Here is a 19,816-nt window from a genome sequence, read left to right as displayed (position 1 = left end):
GGCTTTGTCATGGACCGCAGCGGATTGTGTCGCGCGAGGCTGCCGAAGACAGGATTTCATTCCGCGCCGCTCGCGGTTCCCGATTTTGCTGCACTGCCCACCTGCCGTTTTTGACGCGGCAGCGACGACGCCATGCTCCCGCCTCTTCCGCGTTTGCCGAAATTAGCGTTCAATGCGTTCGGATTTTCCTTGGGCGTGGGTGTTTCGGGGGCGATGCAATGAAGTTGTCCTTTTATGCGACCCGGCCTGCCGCCGCCGCGCCGCAACCGGCATCGCCGACGCGCCAATGGATGGATGAGTCTTCCCAGGCTTTCGCCTATCGCTGCCTGCCCCTCAATATCGCCAATGCACATGGCTGGGAGCTGCTTTCGCCCGCCGCCTTCAGCGCCCGCTGGAACGGGCGTGCGGAACTCGGCGGCATCGACATCCGATGTCCGGGAGAGCCGGCCCTGCAGCCGACCAGCGTCTTCGGTCACGGGGTTTTGACCTTTCACGTCAATGGGATCTTTCGCACCGACCCGGGCTGGAATCTCTTCGCCACCGGGCCCGTCAACCGGCCGAAGGACGGTATCGCGCCCTTGAGCGGCGTGATCGAGACCGACTGGGCGCCTTATTCCTTCACCATGAACTGGATGTTCACCCGGCCGAACCACTGGATTTCGTTCGACGAGGGAGAGCCGTTCTGCTTCGTCTTTCCGGTCCAGCGTGGCGTTCTCGATCGGATCGAGCCGGAGATCTACGACGTCGCCGACGACCCGGCCTTGAAGGCCGATCTGGAGGCATGGTCCCAGGAGCGCACCCGCTTCTCGGACCGGCTCAATGTCACGGGATCTTCCGAGCAGCGCGAGCGCTGGCAGAAGCGCTATTACCGCGGCATGACGATGCGGGATCGGCCCGGCGCCCCGGACCACCAGGGCAAGCTGCGCCTCGCGGAATTCAAGGATCGTCGCACGCCGGCGAAACCCGACCCCGAGGCGCTCAAGCCCCAGGAACTGCCGTTGTTCTTTCGCAAGGTCGTGGCGCTGTCGCGCGTGAAGCACGCGAAACTGGGCTTGCGCGACGGCGACTTCGGCTTCGCCGCCTCCACCCACCTCGTCCCCCTTGTGGCGGGCGAAATGATCGAGGCCGCGCGGCACTACCCGATCGTCTTCACCGCCACCAATCCACCGCGGCCGCTTGGCGTTCTGGGCGCCATGCCGGGCATCAATCTCCATGTGGATGCGGCGGGTCAATGGCGCGAGGGCGCCTATATCCCGGTCGCCGTCCGCCGCTACCCCTTCATCACCATCCTCAGCAAAGAGGATCCGAACGTCCTCATCCTCGGTATCGACGACACCGCCAAGCAGCTCTCCGCCGCGGCTCCCGCCAAGCTGTTCGAGGGCGGTGAGATGACGGCACTCTGCCGCGCAAGGCTCGATCTCTGCTCGCGGGTCGGGAATGCCTTCGAACAGACGGATCGTTTCATGGCCTTGATGCCACCCGACAAGATGCTGATGCCGCTGCGCAATGCCGCACCGGCGCGGATTGCTGCGCGGAGCTGCATGGAGGGGCTGCGCGTGATCGATCCGGCACGGCTGGCGGCGCTGCCGGAGGCCACGCAGGCGAACTGGAGGGAAGCGGGATGGCTGCCGGCACTGGAGGCCCACATTGCCTCCGGCCGTCATTGGGGCGATCTGCTGGACCTCGACGACGCGCTATCGAGCCGACCTGTCCTCGAGCCGGCAGCCTCCTAGAGCGGCAGCCGGCACTTGCGCGGCGTCTATTCGGCGGCCTGTTCCTCGCACCAGTGGCGCCAAAGGCGCCGATAGGCCGCCTCCAGATCCCGGGTAAATCCGCGCCCATCGCACGAAGGCGAAGCCGCCATGCGCGGCCTCAGCGTGCGGCGGAGTGCTGCCAGGCGATCGAGGTCGGATGCCAGGTCGCAGGCGATATCGAGATACCCTTCTGCGTCTGCCGCGACCAGTTCCGGCAGCCCGATGGCAGTCAAATGCGAGGTCGAGTGACGGCCGGCGAAGCGATCGCCCTGTTTGGTCACCACCGGCACGCCCATCCACAGGCTCTCCAACGTCGTCAGCCCGCCGGAATAGGGAAACGGATCGAGCGCGATGTCGATCTGGCCATATTCCGCCAGCAGCCCACCATGGCGTGAGCGTCCCCGCAGGCTGACGCGCGCCGGATCGATCCCCTGGGCGGCAAAGAGCCCGGTATAGCGTTGCCGCAGCGCAGCATCGTCGAGCTGCATGGTTTTGAGCACCAGCTGCGCCTGTGGCAGGCGCTTCAGAAGGCGAGCCCACAGGGCGATAACCGTCTCGTTGACCTTGGAGAGGTTGTTGAAACAGCCGAAGGTCACCCGCCCGGACTGGAGCGCCGGCAACCCGCTCACCTCCGGCGCATAGGCCGGCGCCTGATAGCAGACATAGGCGTTGGGGAGCCGAACGATACTCTCGACAGCCTCGCTCTCGGCACCCTCCGGCATCTGCCGCCCGTCGGCGATCAGATAGCCCATGGCGGCCATGCCGGTCGTGCCGACATAGCCCGCCCAGGTCGCCTGCACCGGCGCCGGCTTGCGGGCGAAAGCGAGCAGCCGGTTTCTCGGCGTATGGCCGGAGAGATCGACCAGGATATCGATGCCGTCGGCAACGATGCGCGAGGCGAAGGATGCGTCGTCCAGATCGACGATCTGCCGCCAGCTGTCGCAAGCCTGGCGAAGTGTGCGGGTCATCTCGTCTTCGGCGATCCGATCGGAATAGGCGAAGATCTCGACCTCGTCGCGATCGTGCGCCGACAAGACGGGTGTGAGGAAAAATCCCACCGGGTGACGCGCGAGATCGCCCGACACATAGCCGACCCGCAACCGTCGGTCGGGTTCCGGGAGATTGCGCTGACGCAGGAACGCGGGCGCCAGGCCGGCGGCGAAGCATCGGTCGAACTCGCGATGCTCGTGGAGAAGCTGGCCGGGCGAGAGCGTCGGATCGTATTGCATGATCATCAGAAGATTGTGGCAGGCCGTCTCGAAGTCCGGCTTGAGCGCGAGCGCCCGGCGCAGGCAGGCCAGCGCTTCGTCGAACCGGCAGCCATCCTTCAGCACGCTCGCCAGATTATTGAGCGCCTCGACATTGCCCGCATTCAAGGACAACGCCCGCCGGTAGGCCGCTTCCGCCTCCTCGAGCTGGCCCAGCTCGCGCGCGGCATTGCCGAGATTGCTCCAGGCCACGTCGAAACGCGGATCGATCTCGAGGGCCCGGCGGTATGAAGCGCAGGCGGCCTCGAACTGGCCGAGGCTCTGCAGCGCATTGCCGAGATTGCTATGCGCTTGCGCGAAATCCGGGCGAAGCTCCAATGCGCGGTGATAGCGGCCGACGGCGCCGTCGAGATCGCCTCTTTCCTTCAAGGCATTGCCCAGGTTGTTGTGCAGCTCCGGGCGTGTCGGATCGATCGCGATCCCCCGCTCGAACAGCGCGATCGCTTCCTCCCGGCGGCCCTGACCCTGAAGCAGGCTGCCGAGGCTGTTATAGGGGTCGACGAAGCGGGGCTGCAGCGCGATGGCGCGCCGGAGGCAGCTCTCAGCCTCTGCCTCACTCCCTTCCGATTTGAGGGCGGCGCCCAGATTGGCCAGAACATCGGCGGCATCGGGCTGGAGCTCGAGGGCGCGGCTGAAACAGCCCACGGCGTCCCGGTTCCTTCCGAGCGCCTGGTGGAGTTTTCCAAGGCTGGCATGGGTGACCGGCCAGGCGGGATTGAGGGCGATGGTCGCCTCGAACTGCAGGACAGCTTCGGCCGACCGGCCAAGCGCATGCAGGCTGCTCGCCAAATTATGCGCGGCTTCCACCATCTCCGGCTTGAGGGCCAGCGCATGGCGGTAGCAGATCTCGGCCGCGGCGAATTCCTTCAGCTGGAATCGCGCATTGCCGAGACCGACATGGGCGGCGGCGTTGCCGGGACGCCGCTCGATCCCCCGCCGAAAGAAGCCGGTCGCCGCCTCGAACCGGCCGCTCTGCAGATGGATGTCGGCCAGAAGGCAGAGGGCCTCCGATTGGTCGGGGTCCAGCGCCAGCAGCTCCCGCGCAAGCGCTTCGGCCTGCACCAGATTGCCGGCCTGCATCAGGCGGGAGATCTCGTCGAGCCGGTCGCCGGCCCCAATGATCAATACTGCCGCTTCATTTCGGGAGGGGTCGAACTCGGTCCTGATGAGTTCGTGCTCCCTCATCGCGAGGCGCCCTGCCGTTCGCACCAGCGGCGCCAGATGCCGCGATAGGCGGCCTCGAGATCGCGTGCAAATTCATTGCCGTCGCAGACCGGCGATGCGGCCATGCGCGCGCGCAAGCCGCGACGCAGTTCCGCCAGCCGCGGCAAATCCATGGCCAGGCTATGTGCCAGCTCCACATAGCCATCGGCGTCGCTCCCGATCAGCTCCGCCAGCCCGACCCCGGTCAGATGGGAGGCGGTGTGGCGGGCGGCGAAGCGGTCGCCCTGTTTGGTCACCACCGGCACGCCCATCCACAGGCTTTCCAGCGTCGTCAGGCCGCCCGAATAGGGAAAGGGATCGAGGGCGATGTCGACATGGTTATATTCCCGCAGGAGCCCCTGATGGGGCGACTTGCCCAGCAGGCTCACACGGCCCGAAGCCACGCCCGCCGCCGCAAACTGCCCGGTGACACGGCTTCTGAGCCGGCCATCATCGAGCTGGTGCGTCTTCAGCACCAGCTTCGCCTCCGGCAGCACGGACAGAACTCTTGCCCACAGCGCGATGACCGCGCTGTTCAGTTTCGCGAGGTTGTTGAAGCAGCCGAAGGTCACGCGACCCGGCTCCTGGGCCGGCAAGGGGCCGACCTCGGGCGCGTAGGTCGGGGGCGCGTAGCAAACATAGCCGTGAGGGAGCCGGATGACGGTCTCCACGGACTCGTTCTCGCAGCCGGAAGGCGTCTCGCGTTCGTCGGAAATGAGGTAGTCGATGGCGGAGAGGCCCGTGGTTCCCACATAACCGGCCCAGCTGGCCTGGACCGGCGCCGGCTTGCGCGCGAACACCAGAAGCCTGTTGTCGGCGGTGTGGCCGGACAGATCGACGAGGATATCGATGGCGTCGGTCCTGATGCGCTCGGTGAGCTCGATATCGGTCAGATCCACGACCTTGCGCCACTGATCGCAGGCGTCCCGCAATTGCCGGGTCATCTCATCCTCGCCGAGCCGATCCGAATAGGCGAAGATCTCGACCTGCGAGCGGTCATGAGCCGGCAGCAGCGGCATCAGAAAATGCCCGACGGGGTGGCGCGCGAAATCGCCGGAGACATAGCCGACCCGCAGCCGGCGTTCGGGGTCCGGCTGATTGCGGTGCCGCAGGATCGCGGGCATCAAGGGCGACGCGAACCGCCGGTCGAACTCGCGATGCTCCGCCAGCAGCTCTGCGGGGCTGGTCTCCGGATCGTACTGCATCGCCATCAGGAGATTGTGATGGGCCGTCTCGAAGTCCGGGCGGATCGCCATCGCCTTCCGCAAGACGGCAATGGCCTCCGTGAGCTGGCCGCAATCCTTGAGCACGGTCGCCAGATTGTTGAGCGCCTGGTAGCTCTCGGGTTTCAGGGCGAGCGCCTGGCGGTAGGCGTCTTCGGCCTCCTGCAGCCGCCCCATGTCGCGAACGGTATTGCCGAGATTGTTGTAGGCCTCGGCGAATTGCGGCTCGATGGAAAGCGCCTTTCGGTAGGCCGCCCGGGCCGCCTCGAGCTTTCCCTTGCTCTGCAGAACGCTACCGAGATTGTTGTGGGCGGCCGCGAAGTTCGGCCGCAGCTCGATCGAGCGCCGATAACAGGCCTCGGCGCGATCCAGTTGCCCCAGATCCTTGACGGCATTGCCCAGATTGTTGTGGATCTCGGGCATGCTCGGTTCGATCCGCAGCGCCCGCTCGTAATAGGCCACCGCCTCCTTCCGCCGTCCTTGCGCAGCAAGCAGATTGGCCAGGTTGTTGTAGGGCACCACATAGGCGGGCTTCATCGTGATCGCGCGGCGATAGCAGGCTTCCGCCTCCTCGGGCTTGCCCAGATCGACCAGCACCAGCCCCAGATTGTTGAGCGCCTCCATGAGCTCGGGCTTCAACTCCAGCGCCCGCTGGAAGGATTGCGCCGCCTGTTCATGCTTGCCGGCGGCCTGAAGCGCATGACCGAGATTGCAATGCACCACCGCCCAATCGGGCTTGAGCTCGCGCGTCTTCTCGAACTGAAGGATTGCCTCCGCGAGCTTTCCCTGGGCACGGAGGCTGCTGGCCAGATTGTGCGATGCCTCGACGAATCCGGACCGCAGCGCCAAGGCGCGCCGGAAAGCGGCGGTTGCCGCGTCATACCGGGCGAGCTGGTAGAGCGCGTTGCCCAGGCCCAGCTGCGCATCGGCGAAGTTGGGCGTGAGCTCAAGCGCCCTCTGGAAGGGCACGATCGCGGCCTCGGCACGACCGGTCCGCTGCAGCACGTCGCCGAACATCTGGAACGCCTTCGAGCTGTTCGGATAGGCCTTGACCAGCTCCAGGCAGGCGGCCTCCGCCTGTTTCATCCGGCCGGCGAAAAGATGGTTCGAGGCAACAGCGAAGCCTTCCGGCAGCTTGCCGGCTATCGATGCTCCCAGCGGCGAGGCGACGCCGGCGGGCCCGGCCGATTGGCTATGCTCGACCATGATGCGGCCATTGAGCGCGAGTCAGTAACAGCACCGCACGCGCTCGTTGGGAACGCGCGATCCGGGCCGTCTTCAGCGTGGCGCGGGACCCGTGACGCCGTCAATCACGCTGACGGGAAATTCATCTTTACATTTGTTAGGAAGACACGCGCTCGGCGTTGTCGATCACCGAAGGCAACGGCCTCCGACCGCCCACTCCATGTCCGACGAAAGTATAAAAAGTATAAGACGTAACTTAACCGACAAACCTGCGGGCGGTTCCATTGCTCATTCGCCCCATGAACGGAGTATTCGCGGCAAAAGCCAAGGCCAGCGGCAGCCTATCGGCGAGCTGCCGATCTCACGATATCCGCCGCTGTCACGCAACCCATGATCCCGCCGCCGCTGCCGTGGACCGCGGCGTCGCATCGACCGCTTGCAAGCATCGCCAGCAACGCCTCCTCGAGCGACCCCTGTTCGGATACCCGTGCCATGGCGAGATCGCCGCCCGGGATCATGACCTTCGTGACAGGCGTGGTGCGCAGCAGCTTCAGTAGTCGATCGCGGCCCAGGAGATCGGCGACGAAATCATCGACCGGTGCCGCCAAGACCTCGGCGGGGCTCCCGATCTGAACCAGTTTGCCGGCCCGCAATACCGCGATGCGATCGGCAAGCCGGACCGCCTCATCCATGTCATGGGTGACGATCACGATGGTCTTGCGCAGCTTGCGTTGAATCTGGATCAGTTCGTCTTGCAACCGATCGCGGGTAATCGGATCGAGGGCGCCGAAAGGTTCGTCCATCAGCAGTACAGGCGGATCCGATGCCAACGCCCGCGCAACGCCGACCCGTTGCTGTTGCCCGCCGCTCAAGGCGCGCGGACGGCGACTGCGAAATTCCTGCGGGGCAAGACCGACAAGATCGAGCAACTCATCGATCCGCGCCTGGATCCTGGCTTTCGGCCAGCCCAGAAGTTGCGGTACCACGCCGATATTTTCGGCCACCGTCATATGCGGAAACAGGCCGACATACTGAATCACATAGCCCAGCGAACGGCGGAGCTCGAGCAAGCCGGTCGAGACGATCGAACGGCCACCCACCAGAATCTCCCCGCCGGTCGGGTCGATCAACCGGTTGATCATCTTGAGGCTCGTGGTCTTGCCGCAACCCGAAGGCCCCACCAGCGCCATGATGGTACCGGCTTCCACCACGAAAGAGAGATCGTCGACAGCGAGGCCGCCATTGTCGAACCTCTTGCTGACATGCCGAAACTCGATGGCTTGAGCCATGACGCCTGTCCTCAGTTCAAACGGTTGGCGGCGGCGCGCTCGGCCCCGATCAGGAGATAATTGACCGTGACCGCAAGCAGCGCCGTCAACAGCGACCCCACGATCAGGGGCGTGGGATCCATCCGGGCGATACCTTGAACAATCAATGTCCCCAGGCTTTCGACGCCGATATAGGCCGTCAAGGTCAAGACGGAGACCAGCATCACGGCCGATACGCGAATGCCGGAGATGATGACGGGAAGCGCCGATGGCAATTCGATACGAAACAGGACCTGGAGCGGTGTCAACCCGATTCCTGTCGCCGCCTCGACGGTACGTGCGTCGACCCCGGCAAGCCCGCTTGCGGTATTGCGCAGGATCGGCAGCACACCCTTGATGAAGAGCGGGATCAAAGCGCCCTCGAATCCGATCCCCAGTAAGGGGATGGAGACCGCCAGCAACACGACCTCGGGACAAGCCTGCAGCAGATTGACCGCGGGCACCACGACAGAGGCGACCCAGCGCGTTCGGGCCACGGCGATGCCAAGCCCGACCCCGATGATCGTGGCGCCCGTGAGCGAGAGGGCGAACAGGAGGAGATGCTGCCACGCCAGCCTCGCCACCAGGTCGCCCTGGAAGTGGAGAAAATCGAGCAGGGTCATGCAACGCCCTGCCATGCAGCCAGGCGGCGCTCCAATGCCTTCAGACCCAGGTCCGCGAGGGCTGCCAGCGCCAGCACAGGCACGCTGCCGGCCAGGACCAGCGCCCATGACAGCGTGGATATCCCGCGGAAGATCAGGTCGCCCAATCCTCCGGCGCCGATCAACGATGCAAGCGTCATCATGCCGACGGCATTGACCACCGCGACCCTGATGCCGGCCGAGATGATCGGCAGCGCCAGCGGGAGCTCCACCCGCCACAGCCGGGCGCCCGCGCTCATGCCGACGCCCTTGGCGGCCTCGCGGATTTCCGGAGCGACGGCGCGCAGGCCCGTATAGGTGTTCTGCACGATCGGCAGCAACGAATAGAGCACCACGGCGACGATGGCCGGGAGAAAGCCGATTCCGATCAGAGGAAGCATGAGGCCGAACATGGCGAGAGTCGGGATCGTATAGATGATGCTGACGGCATTCAGCACGACCGCAGCGATCGGCCGCACGACATAGCAGAGGATGCCCAACGGCACGCCAACGGCCAACGCAAACGCCACGGCATAGAGCGACAGCTCGATATGATGCAGCGTCAGGTCGAGGACTCGCGGCCAATTGGCCGCCAGATAAGCAAAGAGAGTCATGAGCTGAAAAAGCCCCGCGCCTGACAGCCGCCTGACGGCCGCCCGGCGCGGGATCAGGGAGCTCAGATGACTTTTAGCTGCTTCAGATACTCCTCCGCCACAGTTTCCGGCGGAAGACCATCGATGTCCGCACGCCCATTCAGCTTGATCTGGACGGGGGTCTGCAGGGTACTCGTGACGGCCTCGATCGCCTCCGCCATTCCGGCATGCGCCTTGAGCACTTCGTCGCGCACGGTGATGGCCGCGTTGTAGGACGGGAAGAACAACTTGTCGTCGGCCAGCACGCGCAATCCGACCTTGCCGATGCGGGCGTCGGTCGCGAATGCCACGATCACATCGACCTCGCCGCTATCGACGGCCGTGTACATGAGACCGACATCCATCGGCTTCACGGACCCGAATTCGAAGCCGTAATGCTTGGCCATGCCCGGATAGCCGTCGATCGGCCGGCCGGCGAACTCGACCGAGCAGCCGAGCTTCCATTTCGGCGCCTGCGGCGCCAGCCCGGAGATCGTGGTGATATTGAGTTCCTGGGCCTTGGGCTCCTTGAGCGCCAGGGCGTAGGTGTTGTTGAAAGGCGTGGGCTTCAACCAGGTGATCTTGTATTTCTCGGCATAACCATCGCGGACCGCTTCCCATGCCTTCTGCGGGTCGGTGATCACGTCCTTCTTGAGAACGTTGGCCAGGGCATCGCCGGTATAGTCCGGATAGATATCGATCGCCCCGTCGATGATCGCCTGATGCGCGATGCCGGTACCACCGAGATTGCCGATCCGCTCGACGGGAATCCCCAGCTTCTTCTCCAGAATCAAAGCCGTGATGTTGCCCAGAATCGATTGCTCGGTGTCCGTGGTCCAGCCAACCTTGACGGCATTGGCAGCGCGAACGCGTGACCCCAGAGCCGCTAACGTCGCGGCAGTCCCGATCCCACCGAGCAGGCTCCGACGCGTCATTGCCTTCCATGAATTGCCCATTTTTATCCTCCCGTTGATTGATTTATGTGTTTGGTGTTGATGCCCGGACACGCCCGGGCTTTACCCTTGGCGCCTCCGTCTCCTGCGCCCGAGGCGCCGAGGATCTTGGAATTTCGAGGTCCCAGTGCCGCGCAAAGATCTGCGCGTCGCCCTCGAACGCCGAGAGCGTGGCGACCAGACGCCAATTGTCGCCGCTCGACGTCAGAACGGATTGCGTGACGATCGAGGCCTGCCAATCGCCGCGCTTGAACGCGGCGCGCCGTTGCGCTTCCGATCTCGCCTGCGCCGGGTCGCCAGCCAGGATCGAGTAGCGCTCCGAACCGACCGCCGTCAGCTCGAGATCGATCTCGGCGATATGGAGGGCGCCCAGATTGCGCACCACATCCACCGTGGCGCTCCCCTCCTCGGCATTTCTCTCGACACGAACGCGCCCGCGTTCCGGTGCCACCAGAATCTTGGCCTCCAAGGGCGGCGGACTCCAGGCCTGCCCGAGATCCGGCGGCTGGGTCCCGTCGCCTTGCGGCTCGCGCCGCGGCAATGACAGGCTTCCCCCATGGACTGTCACCGTTGCGGCCCGCGGCGAGGGCATGGCAAGAGGCCAGTAAGAGGTCGAAAGCGCGATCCGAAGCCGATGGCCCTTGGGCAGCTCATAGGCCACATCCTTGAGCTTGATCTCGACGCGATAGTGCTGGCCGGGGATCAAGGCTTTGGCTCTTTCATGACCGGCATGATGCTGCAGGTTCAGAAGCCCATAGGTGATCCGCGACGCCGTCCCGTCGGGCGCCAGATCGACCAGCCTTGCCGCCACCATGGCTTCAGGGCTGTCGCTGGAAAGTTCGACCGAAAGACGCGTACCGCCCAGCAACTGCAGTGGTGCGTCGAAGACCGTGCTGTCGAAGCAGAGCGAGCCCGCATCTTCCTCGCGCTGATCGGTCGGCATGTCAGGCCCCCAGCCGTAGGGGCACCATTCGCCGGAAGCGATCCCGATGGTTGCGGGCGATTGGATCGCCTGCGCGAAGGCGGGCGATGACGCACCGAGCGCCGAAGGACCGAGATCGAGACGAAGGGGAACGATATTGGGGCTCGGCCAGACGGCTTCCGCGATCCAGCGTCCCTTTCGGGTGTCATAACGGGACTGCGGCGGTTCGGCCTGCTGCAGCCACGCCGTCAACATCGGCTCATTCATGATCCCGGTGTCGCGGCCCTTGAGCCAGTGATCCCACCAGCGGATCACATAATTGATGAAATCGATCCGAGGCCCCGGCGTCGCCACATGCGGGAAAGAATGAGCCCAGGGTCCGATCAGGCCTTTACGCGGGCCGGAAAGACCGCTCAGCAGCCGGAGCACGGCGTTGGTGTAGCCATCGGCCCAGCCGCCCACCGCCAGCACCGCGGCCTCGATGGCGCCATAGTCCTCGCAGACCGAGCCGGTCCGCCAATAGGCGTCGCGGTTGCTATGGCGCATCCAGCGCACCGCCGGTGGCTCGACCACCGCCAATCGCTCCCGCCACATGTCGCGCCAGCGCGGCCCGACGATGGCGGGATCCGGCGGCGTCGCCAGCCAGGTGAACAGGGTCGCGCCATATTGCAGATTGTCGCTCAGCAGGCAGCCGCCCATGTAATGCATGTCGTCGGCATAGCGATCGTCGGAAGCGCAGGTGGTGACGACCGCCTTCAAGGCCGGCGGCGCCAGGGCTGCGATCTGCAGGGAATTGAACCCGCTCCAGGACAGCCCGATCATGCCGACGGCACCGCTGCACCAGGGCTGGCGCGCGATCCATTCGATGACTTGAACCGCATCGGCCCATTCCCGGGGCGTGTATTCGTCGGTCATGACGCCGTCGGAATCGCCGGCGCCTCGCATATCGACACGAAGGGACGCATAGCCCGCCGCCGCGAATGCGGGATGGAGGATCGCGTCATCGCCGCGATGCCGGTCGCGGCGGCGATAGGGCAGATACTCCAGGATCGCAGGCGCCGGCCCGACGGTCGCCTCGGGCAGCCAGAGCCGCGCCGCCAATCGGCAGCCATCCGCAAGCTCGATCCAGACCGTTTCTTCGACGCGGATACCGGCAGTGTTCCTGGCGCTATGCGGCGACAATGCCGTCCTGCTTTCGACCCGATGAAGCCCCCGCGACGTGCGGTGCCGTCAACAGCGCCTCGACCAAAGCGCGCGCGGTGGCCTGCCGGGCCAATAGGGCAACGGCTTCCTGAATTCTCCGCGCGCCCTCGGCCCCCAGCGGTTCGTCGGCAAGCTCATGGAACTTGGCCAGGATCTCATCGTCGGAGAGCGGATTCTCGGCGTCGCCGCGCGCGGGCGTCGTGTCGCCGCTCACGGTCTGGCCGCCCTTGAGCCGGAACCGGACGCGCGCAAAGCGCTCCGCGGGGAAGCGCGCATTCAGATCGTCCGCCTCGAGCAATCGAATCCGGTCGCTCATTGCCAGAATGGCCGGGTCGCCGAGGGCTTCGCCGGAAATATCGGTTGGCGCCAATCGACCGCGCACCAAGGCCGCCGCGACCGGGAACGGCAGGCTGTATTGCGCCTCCTCGGTCGTTGCAGGGTGGTGCTGGTCGAGCCGGACGGCCTCATGAAAGGTCTCGATCTCGATCGCCTCGATCGCCGCCGGATCGACCTTATGAGCGCGCCGCAAGTTCAGCGCGGCCTCGACCGCGGGCTGGGCCCAGCGGCAAACCGGATGGGGTTTGAAGTACAATTCGAGGATGCGCCAGCATTGGCCGAGATCGGCCCAGAGCGGCTTCACCGCCTCGCTCTCGATGACCAGGGCCGGTGCGCCGGTGAAGCCGTCGACGGCCAGATAGGCGGCGCTCAATCCGCACATGGCGCCCCAGCCGGACCCGTCCTTCACCATGGTCGGGAAATCGATGCAGCGCATCATCTGGCTGCGCGGGCCGTGATACTCGGCGATGCCCAGCGCCTGGCGCGTCCGTTCGGCGTCGAGCCCCCAGAGGCGAGCGGCGACAGCCACCACGCCCAGGGAGTTCCAGGCCCCCGAGGTATGATAGTCGGGACAGGTCGCATGCTGCGCGATGCCGGCTCGGATCGCGACCTCATAGCCGATGACCAGGGCTGTGAGGAACTCCGGCCCCGAGATCGACTTGCCGGCCGCATCGGCCAGCGCCAGCAGGGCCGGCAGGATGGCGACACCGGCATGGCCCTTGGTCAAGACATGCCCGTCATGGGCATCGAAACTGTCGATGGTCATGCCGCCGGCCATGGCGGCACCCAACGGGCTGGCCGTACGGCCGTCGAGCAGCAATCGCGCGCGGGGAGCCCCCTCACCCGCCCCGAAGGCGCGCACAGCATGATTGCGGATCATGGTCGAGAGCGGGGTTGCGAGTCCCGCAGCGGCGGTGCCGGAAAGATCGATCAGGCAGCGCTCGGCCATGCGCCGGACTTCGGGCGGCAGGTCGTCATAGCGGGTCTGGGAGAGAAAGGAATGAAGCCGCGTCGCATCCATGCCAGGGACTTTCTTCGGATGGTACAAGCCAGGGAGCACCGGAGCTTACGAACCCCGGCTTGGGCCGACATCGCCCTAGATCGACTGAATCTATGCGTGTTGCGCCAAACTTGACCGCCGCGGTACCGGGCCATAAACCGGTGCTGGAACCCTGTCCTAGAGGTCAAACATGAAGATCGCGCTCGGCCAGACCGTGGGGGCACCGGGCGATGTGCCGTCCAACCTCCAGCTGATGAGCCGGCTCGCCCACGAAGCAGCCGCGGAGGGTGCGAAGCTGTTGCTGCTGCCCGAGCTGTTTCTCAGCGGCTACAACATCGGCGATCAGGTTCAGGGACTGGCGGAGCGGCGCGATGGTCCCTCCGCGGCCGCCGCAGGTGCAATCGCGACCAATGCCGGGTTGGCCATCATCTATGGATATCCGGAACTTGGATCGGAGGGCGTCTATAACTCGGCGCTCATGCTCGACCGGGCCGGCAAGCCCGTCGCCAATTACCGCAAGACCCATCTCTGGGGAGACTTCGAGCGCAGGCAATTTCGAGCCGGCGCGGAAACCACCCTGTTCGAGTTCGCGGGCGCGCGGTTCGGCGTGATGATCTGCTACGACATCGACTTTCCGGAGCTGGCCCGCCAATACGCGATGAACGGAGCCGATGCGATTATTGCGCTCAGCGCCACCACAGCCCCCTATCCCGTGGTGCCGCGGCGGTTGATTCCGGCGCGCGCCTATGAAAACCGGCTGTTCGTTCTCTTCTGCGATCGCGCCGGCACGGAGCATGGCCTGGCTTATGCGGGCGAGAGCTGCGCCGCGGCGCCCGATGGGGAAATCCTGGCGGGCTGCGGCCGGGGCGAGGAGCTTATGATCGCCGAGATCGATTTCGGCCGTTACCGCGATTTCCGGCGCGATCACCAGTTCGCCGAGGACCGGCGCCTCGATCTCTACCACGCCTGACGCTCGCTCGGTCGCCGCACCGGCCCGCTTGCGTCCCGAGGCGCGAAGCCGGGCTCAGCCATCAATGGTCGAGGTTCTTGAGCTCTTCCTTGCGCCGCGCGACGAATGCGGCGAGCGCCTCTTCGATCGCCGGGTCGAGCGGCGGACGCTCATAGATCTCGAGCGCCTTCTGCCAGATCAGCGTGGCGCGACGTGTCGCGTCCAATCCGCCAGCGATCTCCCAATTCTCGTAGTTCTGCCAATTGGACAAGAGCGGCTTGTAGAAGGCCGTCTCGTAGCGCGCCAGGGTGTGGTCGGCGCCGAAGAAATGCCCGCCGGTCGGCACGCCCGCGATCGCCGCGAGACCTTCGGCGATCTCGGTCGGGTTGACGTCGATGGGCTTGATGGTCTCGGCCATCATCTGCAGCATTTCGACGTCCAGGACGATCTTCTCGAACGAAGCGGTGAGGCCCCCTTCCATCCAACCGGCGCCGTGATAGACCAGATTGGCGTGGCCCATGACGGCAGACCAGATCGACATCTCGGATTCGTAGGCGGCCTGCGCATCCACCACGTTGCTGGCGCTCGAGTTGCTGGCCCGGTAGGGCAGATTGTAGAGGCGCGCCAATTGGCCGGCCGCCAGCGTGGCGCGCGCGTTCTCGGGCGTGCCGAAAGCCGGCGCGCCGCTGCGCATATCGACATTCGACGTGAAGGCGCCATAGACCACCGGCGCTCCCGGCCGCGTGAGCTGCGTCAGCAGAATGCCAGCCAGCGCTTCGGCGTTCTGCTGCACCAGGGCGGCGGCGAGCGTGACCGGCGTCATGGCGCCCATCAGCGTGAACGGCGTCACCACCACCGCCTGGCCGAACTCCGACATGGTCATGAGTCCGTCGCTCATCGCCTCGTCGAAGCGGCGCGGCGAATTGACCGAGATGATCGTGAGCACGCCCGGGTCCTTCGCCATCTGCTCGCGGCTCAGCCCCCGCGAAATCGCCATGATGTCGATGCCGTCAAGGGCCCGGTTCCGGCCGATCGCGGTGCAGTGATAGACCCGATCCGAATAAGTGACATTGGCGAGGTAGCAGTCGAGATGGCGCGTGCGCGCCGGCAACTCGACCGGCGCGGTCGGCTGGTTGCCGATGAAATGGATGATGTCGAAGCTCTGGGCGAGCTTGATCAGCGAGACATAGTCGCCGTGATTGCCCGAACGCCGGCCCCCGACGCAGTCATGGATGTTGGGCGGCCCCGCCACCAGGCCGAACGAGACGTGATTCTCGCCGATATGGAGCTTCCGTGCCGGATTGCGGGGCGTGAGGATGAAGCTCGAGGGCGCGGTCTTGAGCCCTTCGGCGATCAGCTCCCGGGGAATGCGCACCAGCCCGGTCGCCTCATCCACGGCGGCTCCGGCCTTGAGGAACATTCGGCGGGCCGCCGGCCCCATGAACTCGATGCCGGTCTCCTCGAGCAGCTTCAGCGAAGCCTCATGGACCGCCATGAGCTGATCCTGGCTCAGCGGCTCGATCGGTTTGAAGCTGTTGCGCAGCGGCGGTTGCCCCAGCAACACCGAGCCCAACTGGGAGGCTTCCCGGGGCCGGCGCACGCGGCGGGCGGAGCGCGAGGTCTCCATCGGCTAATTCCTCGATTGTCGGAACCCGACCTTTGTCCCATCCGTGGGCCGCGCTAGACTAGCCTGATTTCGACCTGCGCTGATCGTTTTTGGGCTATTCCACGATGGACAAGAGAATTGCTGCCGCGGCCAAGACCGAGCCCTTTCATGTGGGCGTGGTGCTGACGCCCGGATTCTCTCTCATGGCTTTCGCGTCGATCGTGGAACCGCTTCGCGGGGCCAACCTGATTCAGGGCGATGTGCTCTATCGCTGGAGCCATATGTCTCCCGATGGCGGCATGGTCGCATCCGGCGGCGGGCTGGAGGTGCAAACCGAACCACTCCCCAAGCTCCCGAGCGCCGATCTCCATATGATGGTGGTGTGCGGCGGGATGAGCAGCGACAGCTATCGCCACCCCAGGCTGACGACCTTCCTGCGCCAGTTGATGCGACGCAATGTGATGGTCGGCAGCGTCAGCACGGCGAGCTTCATCCTTGCCGCCGCCGGAATCCTCGATGGCCGGCGCTGTACGGTCCACTGGGATTATCTCGAGGCCTTTCGCGAGGTCTTTCCGAATCTCGATGCCAGCAACGAGCTCTTCGTCATCGACGGCAATGTCTTCACCTGCGCCGGCGGCACCGCTGCCATGGATGTCATGCTGCAATTCATCCGCCAGCGTCAGGGCGACGAGTTCGCCGGCATGGTATCCGACCAGTTCATCTACGGCACCATGCGCCAGCCGCGCGACGCGCAACGCATGACGTTGCGCAACCGCCTCGGCGTGGCGCAACCCGCTCTCGTCAAGGCCATCGAGATCATGGAAGAGGCCGTGGAATCGCCACAGCGGTCGCCGAAGATCGCCAAGCGGGTCGGGGTCTCGACGCGCCAACTCGAGCGGCTTTTCAGGCACTATCTCGGCTGCACGCCGACCCAGCATTACATCAGGCTGCGGCTGGAAAAGGCGCGCAAGCTGTTGCGCCACAGCACGCTGTCGGTCCTCGAAATCGGCGTCGCCTGCGGCTTCACCTCGGCCTCGCATTTCGCCCGCGCCTACCGGTCGCATTTCAAGGTCGTGCCGAGCGCCGATCGGGCACCGGCCGTGGTGCCGTTTCTGACCAAGCTGGCGAATGTCGCCCCCGCGCCGCGCAAGCCCTCCGCGGCGCGCCGAAAGAAGCCATGAAAAAGGCCGGGCACCCACGGCGCCCGGCCTTGCTCACAGATTAGGGGGTCCGAGGTCGATCAGCTCCAGGGGAAGGGGCTGTGGGACACCGGATGCAGCTTGCCTTCGGCGAAGCGCGAGAAGCGGAAGGGATCCAGCAGGTCGCTGTGATTGCCGCAGATGTCGTCGGCGACCAGCTTGCCCACCCCGATCATCTTGTAGCCGTGGTTGGAGTCCGCGATCACATAGACGTTCTGGCAGAAGCTGTCGAAGACAGGGAAGCTGTCGGCGGTGAAGCTGCCGATGCCGCCCGAGGGTTCCTTCTTATAGACCTTGATCTGGCCTTCGAAGCGCTTCTGGCAGAAGGCGAGCGCCGAACACCACATATGGGCGAAATCGTCGCCGACCACGAAGTCGGGCGATTCCGGGCCGTAGGGGTCGATCTTCACCGTGGCCGGATCGGCTTTCACCTTGAAGGGCATGGCGCCGCCCTGCACGCCGCCGAAATTGAAGTCGGGCTTGTAATAGATGCCCCAGAGCTTGTCGGTGATGAGCGAGCCGTCGACGTCCGAATGAAGCGGCGCGTCGGTATCGACATGGATCACCGGCGGCATCTTGCCGTCATTGGTCTTTTGCAGCTTGGGATCGACGCCGAGCGTGCCTTCCTGCAGCGACCAGAAGATCCACATCGGCAGATTGTCATGCATCTTGCCGTCGCGGCCCTTGATCGAGATCTGGGCGGGCAATTCCAGCATGTCCCAGATCTGCTTGACCCAGGGACCGGCGCCCACGATCACCATGTCGCAATCGATATTGCCGCGATCGGTGATGACGGTCTTGACCGCGCCCTTGGCGTCTTTCTTGAAGCCGGTGACCTTCACGCCGGTGGCAAGGCGCACATCCTCGGCTTCAGCCTTCTTCGCCAGGCCGTAGATCGCGGCGGTGTTGTTGGCGTAGCCGCCCTTCTTCTCATGCAGCACCGAGGTGATGCCGGCGGCCTGCCAATCATCGAACAGGCCTTTCATGTATTTCATCGAGTCCTTCTCGCCCTCGATGAAAACCGAGTCATACCCGATCTCTTTCTGCTGCTTGGCGATCGAGGCAACGTCCTTGTGCATGACCTCGGGGCTGATCTGCATATAGCCGACCGGGTGATAGCTGAAGGCCTTGGGATCGCTCTCCCAGACCGAGACGCTGTGCGCCATCAGGCGGCGCATCGCCGGCTGGAAGTAATTGTTCCGGATCACGCCGCAGGCGATGCCGGAGGCCCCGGCCGCGATCCCGGTCTTGTCGATCACCAGGATGTCCTTGCCGCTGCCGCGGCCGGACTTGCGCAGATTCTCGCCTAGATGCCAGGCGGTGCTGAGGCCATGAATGCCGGCACCAATGATCACGTATTTCACATGCGAAGGGAGGGCCATCGAGATCCTCGGTTGGGATGGTCGTCGGCGACGACGGAACGGCGCCCACTGTCGGGGGAATGGCGCCGGGCCATGCGCGCTGGCCCGACATTGGATGGCGAAGAACCGACAATTCCGGAGCGGAACGCCACCCCTGCCCGCCTTCGGGCCGGCTTTTCATTCAAGGAACGGCTGGCCAGCCAAGGCGTTATCCCTAAAGGAAAATAAGGAGAAACGCCATGACAGCCAAACTCCGTACCCGCGGCACGCTCCGCACCCCCTGGAACCGCACGCCCACCCGTCGGAATCCGACACCGGCCACCGGCCGGGAGAACCCCGAGCCGGCGAAGTCCGACCTGCGTCAGGGCGGCCTCGAACATGACGGGAAGGACCCGCTGCGGCATGTGCCGCTGAAGGAACCTTATGCCGCCAAGAGCGGCGCCAATCCGGCCGAAACCGGCACGCCGGCCACCGTGACCACGGTCAAGAAGAAAGAAGGCTGATCGAGCTCAAGTCCGGTTCCGACGCGGGCGGTGGGCGAGCCACGGATAGACGAACCAGAGGCCGAGATAGACCAGGAAGAGCGCCAGCGCGATCACGGCACTCCCCCAGCGGCTGTCCACCACGAGATGGGCCACCACGAGATGGGCCACCACATAGGCGTCCATGGCCGTGCCGAGCATGAGAACCAGCAGAGCCCAGCTGAGCAGGAACGATGTGGAATCGATGAAATAGCCGGAAACATGCTCCCGCTTGGAGCGCCGATGATAAGCGGCCGGCGTCATCACCAGCGCCGCCAGATGCAGGTTCTGATCGAAGGGCGATAACCGTCCGAAACCGGCGTTGAAGATCGCGATCAGCTGAAAACCGAACAGCGCCTGGATGCCGGGAAGAACGATGCGGGCTTCTTCGAGCACGAAGGACGCGGCACGGTCCAGGCGACCGGCTTCGACCGGATCTTCACTCGGCGTCTGTTCCATACGGTGGGCGTTTTTCCCTGCAGGTCTCGTCCGGCAATCGGACGGCCGCTTTGCGAACCCAACATCAATCCAAATGAATGGGGGCGACCATCCC

At 65.0% G+C, this 19,816-nt stretch carries 15 protein-coding genes; 4 read left to right on the top strand and 11 right to left on the bottom strand.

Going from position 1 to position 19,816, the window contains the following annotated elements; genetic code table 11:
- The first annotated feature begins 26 nt into the window (after positions 1-26).
- A complete protein-coding gene (locus tag ACREE8_RS16190) occupies positions 27-1,733 on the top strand; it encodes a DUF6065 family protein (RefSeq protein ID WP_431574047.1) in 1,707 nt (568 codons plus the stop codon).
- Between the two features lie 26 nt (positions 1,734-1,759).
- Here the strand turns inward: ACREE8_RS16190 and ACREE8_RS16185 are convergent, their stop codons facing one another.
- The 8 genes from ACREE8_RS16185 to ACREE8_RS16150 all read right to left on the bottom strand — a co-directional run bounded on the left by ACREE8_RS16185 (position 1,760) and on the right by ACREE8_RS16150 (position 13,648).
- Positions 1,760-4,147, bottom strand: coding sequence for a tetratricopeptide repeat protein (locus ACREE8_RS16185; protein WP_431574046.1), 2,388 nt, complete (start codon positions 4,145-4,147; stop codon positions 1,760-1,762).
- 56 nt (positions 4,148-4,203) lie between these two features.
- Entirely contained in the window at positions 4,204-6,654 is a 2,451-nt protein-coding gene (locus ACREE8_RS16180) for a tetratricopeptide repeat protein (RefSeq protein ID WP_431574045.1), read from the bottom strand.
- 320 nt (positions 6,655-6,974) lie between these two features.
- The gene (locus ACREE8_RS16175; RefSeq protein ID WP_431574044.1) at positions 6,975-7,922 is read right to left on the bottom strand and encodes an ABC transporter ATP-binding protein; all 948 of its coding nucleotides are present in this window, start codon (positions 7,920-7,922) and stop codon (positions 6,975-6,977) included.
- An 11-nt stretch (positions 7,923-7,933) separates the two neighbouring features.
- Complete coding sequence (locus ACREE8_RS16170) at positions 7,934-8,563, bottom strand: ABC transporter permease (RefSeq protein WP_431574043.1); 630 nt, start codon at positions 8,561-8,563, stop codon at positions 7,934-7,936.
- Positions 8,560-9,195 carry an ABC transporter permease gene (locus ACREE8_RS16165; protein ID WP_431574042.1) on the bottom strand — a complete coding sequence of 212 codons (636 nt, stop codon included), beginning with the start codon at positions 9,193-9,195 and terminating at the stop codon, positions 8,560-8,562. Before ACREE8_RS16165 ends, ACREE8_RS16170 begins: the two co-directional genes overlap by 4 nt.
- Before the next feature lie 62 nt (positions 9,196-9,257).
- Positions 9,258-10,148, bottom strand: coding sequence for a glycine betaine ABC transporter substrate-binding protein (locus tag ACREE8_RS16160; protein WP_431574041.1), 891 nt, complete (start codon positions 10,146-10,148; stop codon positions 9,258-9,260).
- A 43-nt stretch (positions 10,149-10,191) separates the two neighbouring features.
- Positions 10,192-12,270, bottom strand: coding sequence for a CocE/NonD family hydrolase (locus tag ACREE8_RS16155; protein ID WP_431574040.1), 2,079 nt, complete (start codon positions 12,268-12,270; stop codon positions 10,192-10,194).
- Entirely contained in the window at positions 12,257-13,648 is a 1,392-nt protein-coding gene (locus tag ACREE8_RS16150) for an MmgE/PrpD family protein (protein ID WP_431574039.1), read from the bottom strand. Before ACREE8_RS16150 ends, ACREE8_RS16155 begins: the two co-directional genes overlap by 14 nt.
- A 169-nt stretch (positions 13,649-13,817) precedes the next feature.
- Here ACREE8_RS16150 and ACREE8_RS16145 point away from each other — a divergent pair, with 169 nt between their 5' ends.
- Positions 13,818-14,597 (top strand): nitrilase-related carbon-nitrogen hydrolase, encoded by a 780-nt coding sequence (locus tag ACREE8_RS16145; RefSeq protein WP_431574038.1) that lies wholly within the window; start codon positions 13,818-13,820, stop codon positions 14,595-14,597.
- Between the two features lie 61 nt (positions 14,598-14,658).
- On the opposite strand, the gene ACREE8_RS16140 is transcribed toward ACREE8_RS16145, so the two are convergent.
- A complete protein-coding gene (locus ACREE8_RS16140; RefSeq protein ID WP_431574037.1) occupies positions 14,659-16,203 on the bottom strand; it encodes a trimethylamine methyltransferase family protein in 1,545 nt (514 codons plus the stop codon).
- 104 nt (positions 16,204-16,307) lie between these two features.
- Between ACREE8_RS16140 and ACREE8_RS16135 the strand changes: the two genes are divergently transcribed.
- Complete coding sequence (locus tag ACREE8_RS16135) at positions 16,308-17,363, top strand: GlxA family transcriptional regulator (RefSeq protein WP_431574036.1); 1,056 nt, start codon at positions 16,308-16,310, stop codon at positions 17,361-17,363.
- A 59-nt stretch (positions 17,364-17,422) separates the two neighbouring features.
- On the opposite strand, the gene ACREE8_RS16130 is transcribed toward ACREE8_RS16135, so the two are convergent.
- Positions 17,423-18,763: an NAD(P)/FAD-dependent oxidoreductase gene (locus ACREE8_RS16130; RefSeq protein WP_431574035.1), complete on the bottom strand. Its 1,341-nt coding sequence runs from the start codon at positions 18,761-18,763 to the stop codon at positions 17,423-17,425.
- Positions 18,764-18,981: 218 nt separating this feature from the next.
- Between ACREE8_RS16130 and ACREE8_RS16125 the strand changes: the two genes are divergently transcribed.
- A complete protein-coding gene (locus ACREE8_RS16125; protein WP_431574034.1) occupies positions 18,982-19,245 on the top strand; it encodes a hypothetical protein in 264 nt (87 codons plus the stop codon).
- Positions 19,246-19,251: 6 nt separating this feature from the next.
- Here the strand turns inward: ACREE8_RS16125 and ACREE8_RS16120 are convergent, their stop codons facing one another.
- On the bottom strand, positions 19,252-19,722 hold the full coding sequence (locus ACREE8_RS16120; RefSeq protein ID WP_431574033.1) for a DUF6328 family protein: 471 nt from the start codon (positions 19,720-19,722) through the stop codon (positions 19,252-19,254).
- Positions 19,723-19,816 lie beyond the last annotated feature (94 nt).

The sequence above is a fragment of the Hypericibacter sp. genome, assembly GCF_050729195.1.
Taxonomy (GTDB): domain Bacteria; phylum Pseudomonadota; class Alphaproteobacteria; order Dongiales; family Dongiaceae; genus Hypericibacter.
This window is presented reverse-complemented; position numbering and strand designations above follow the sequence as displayed.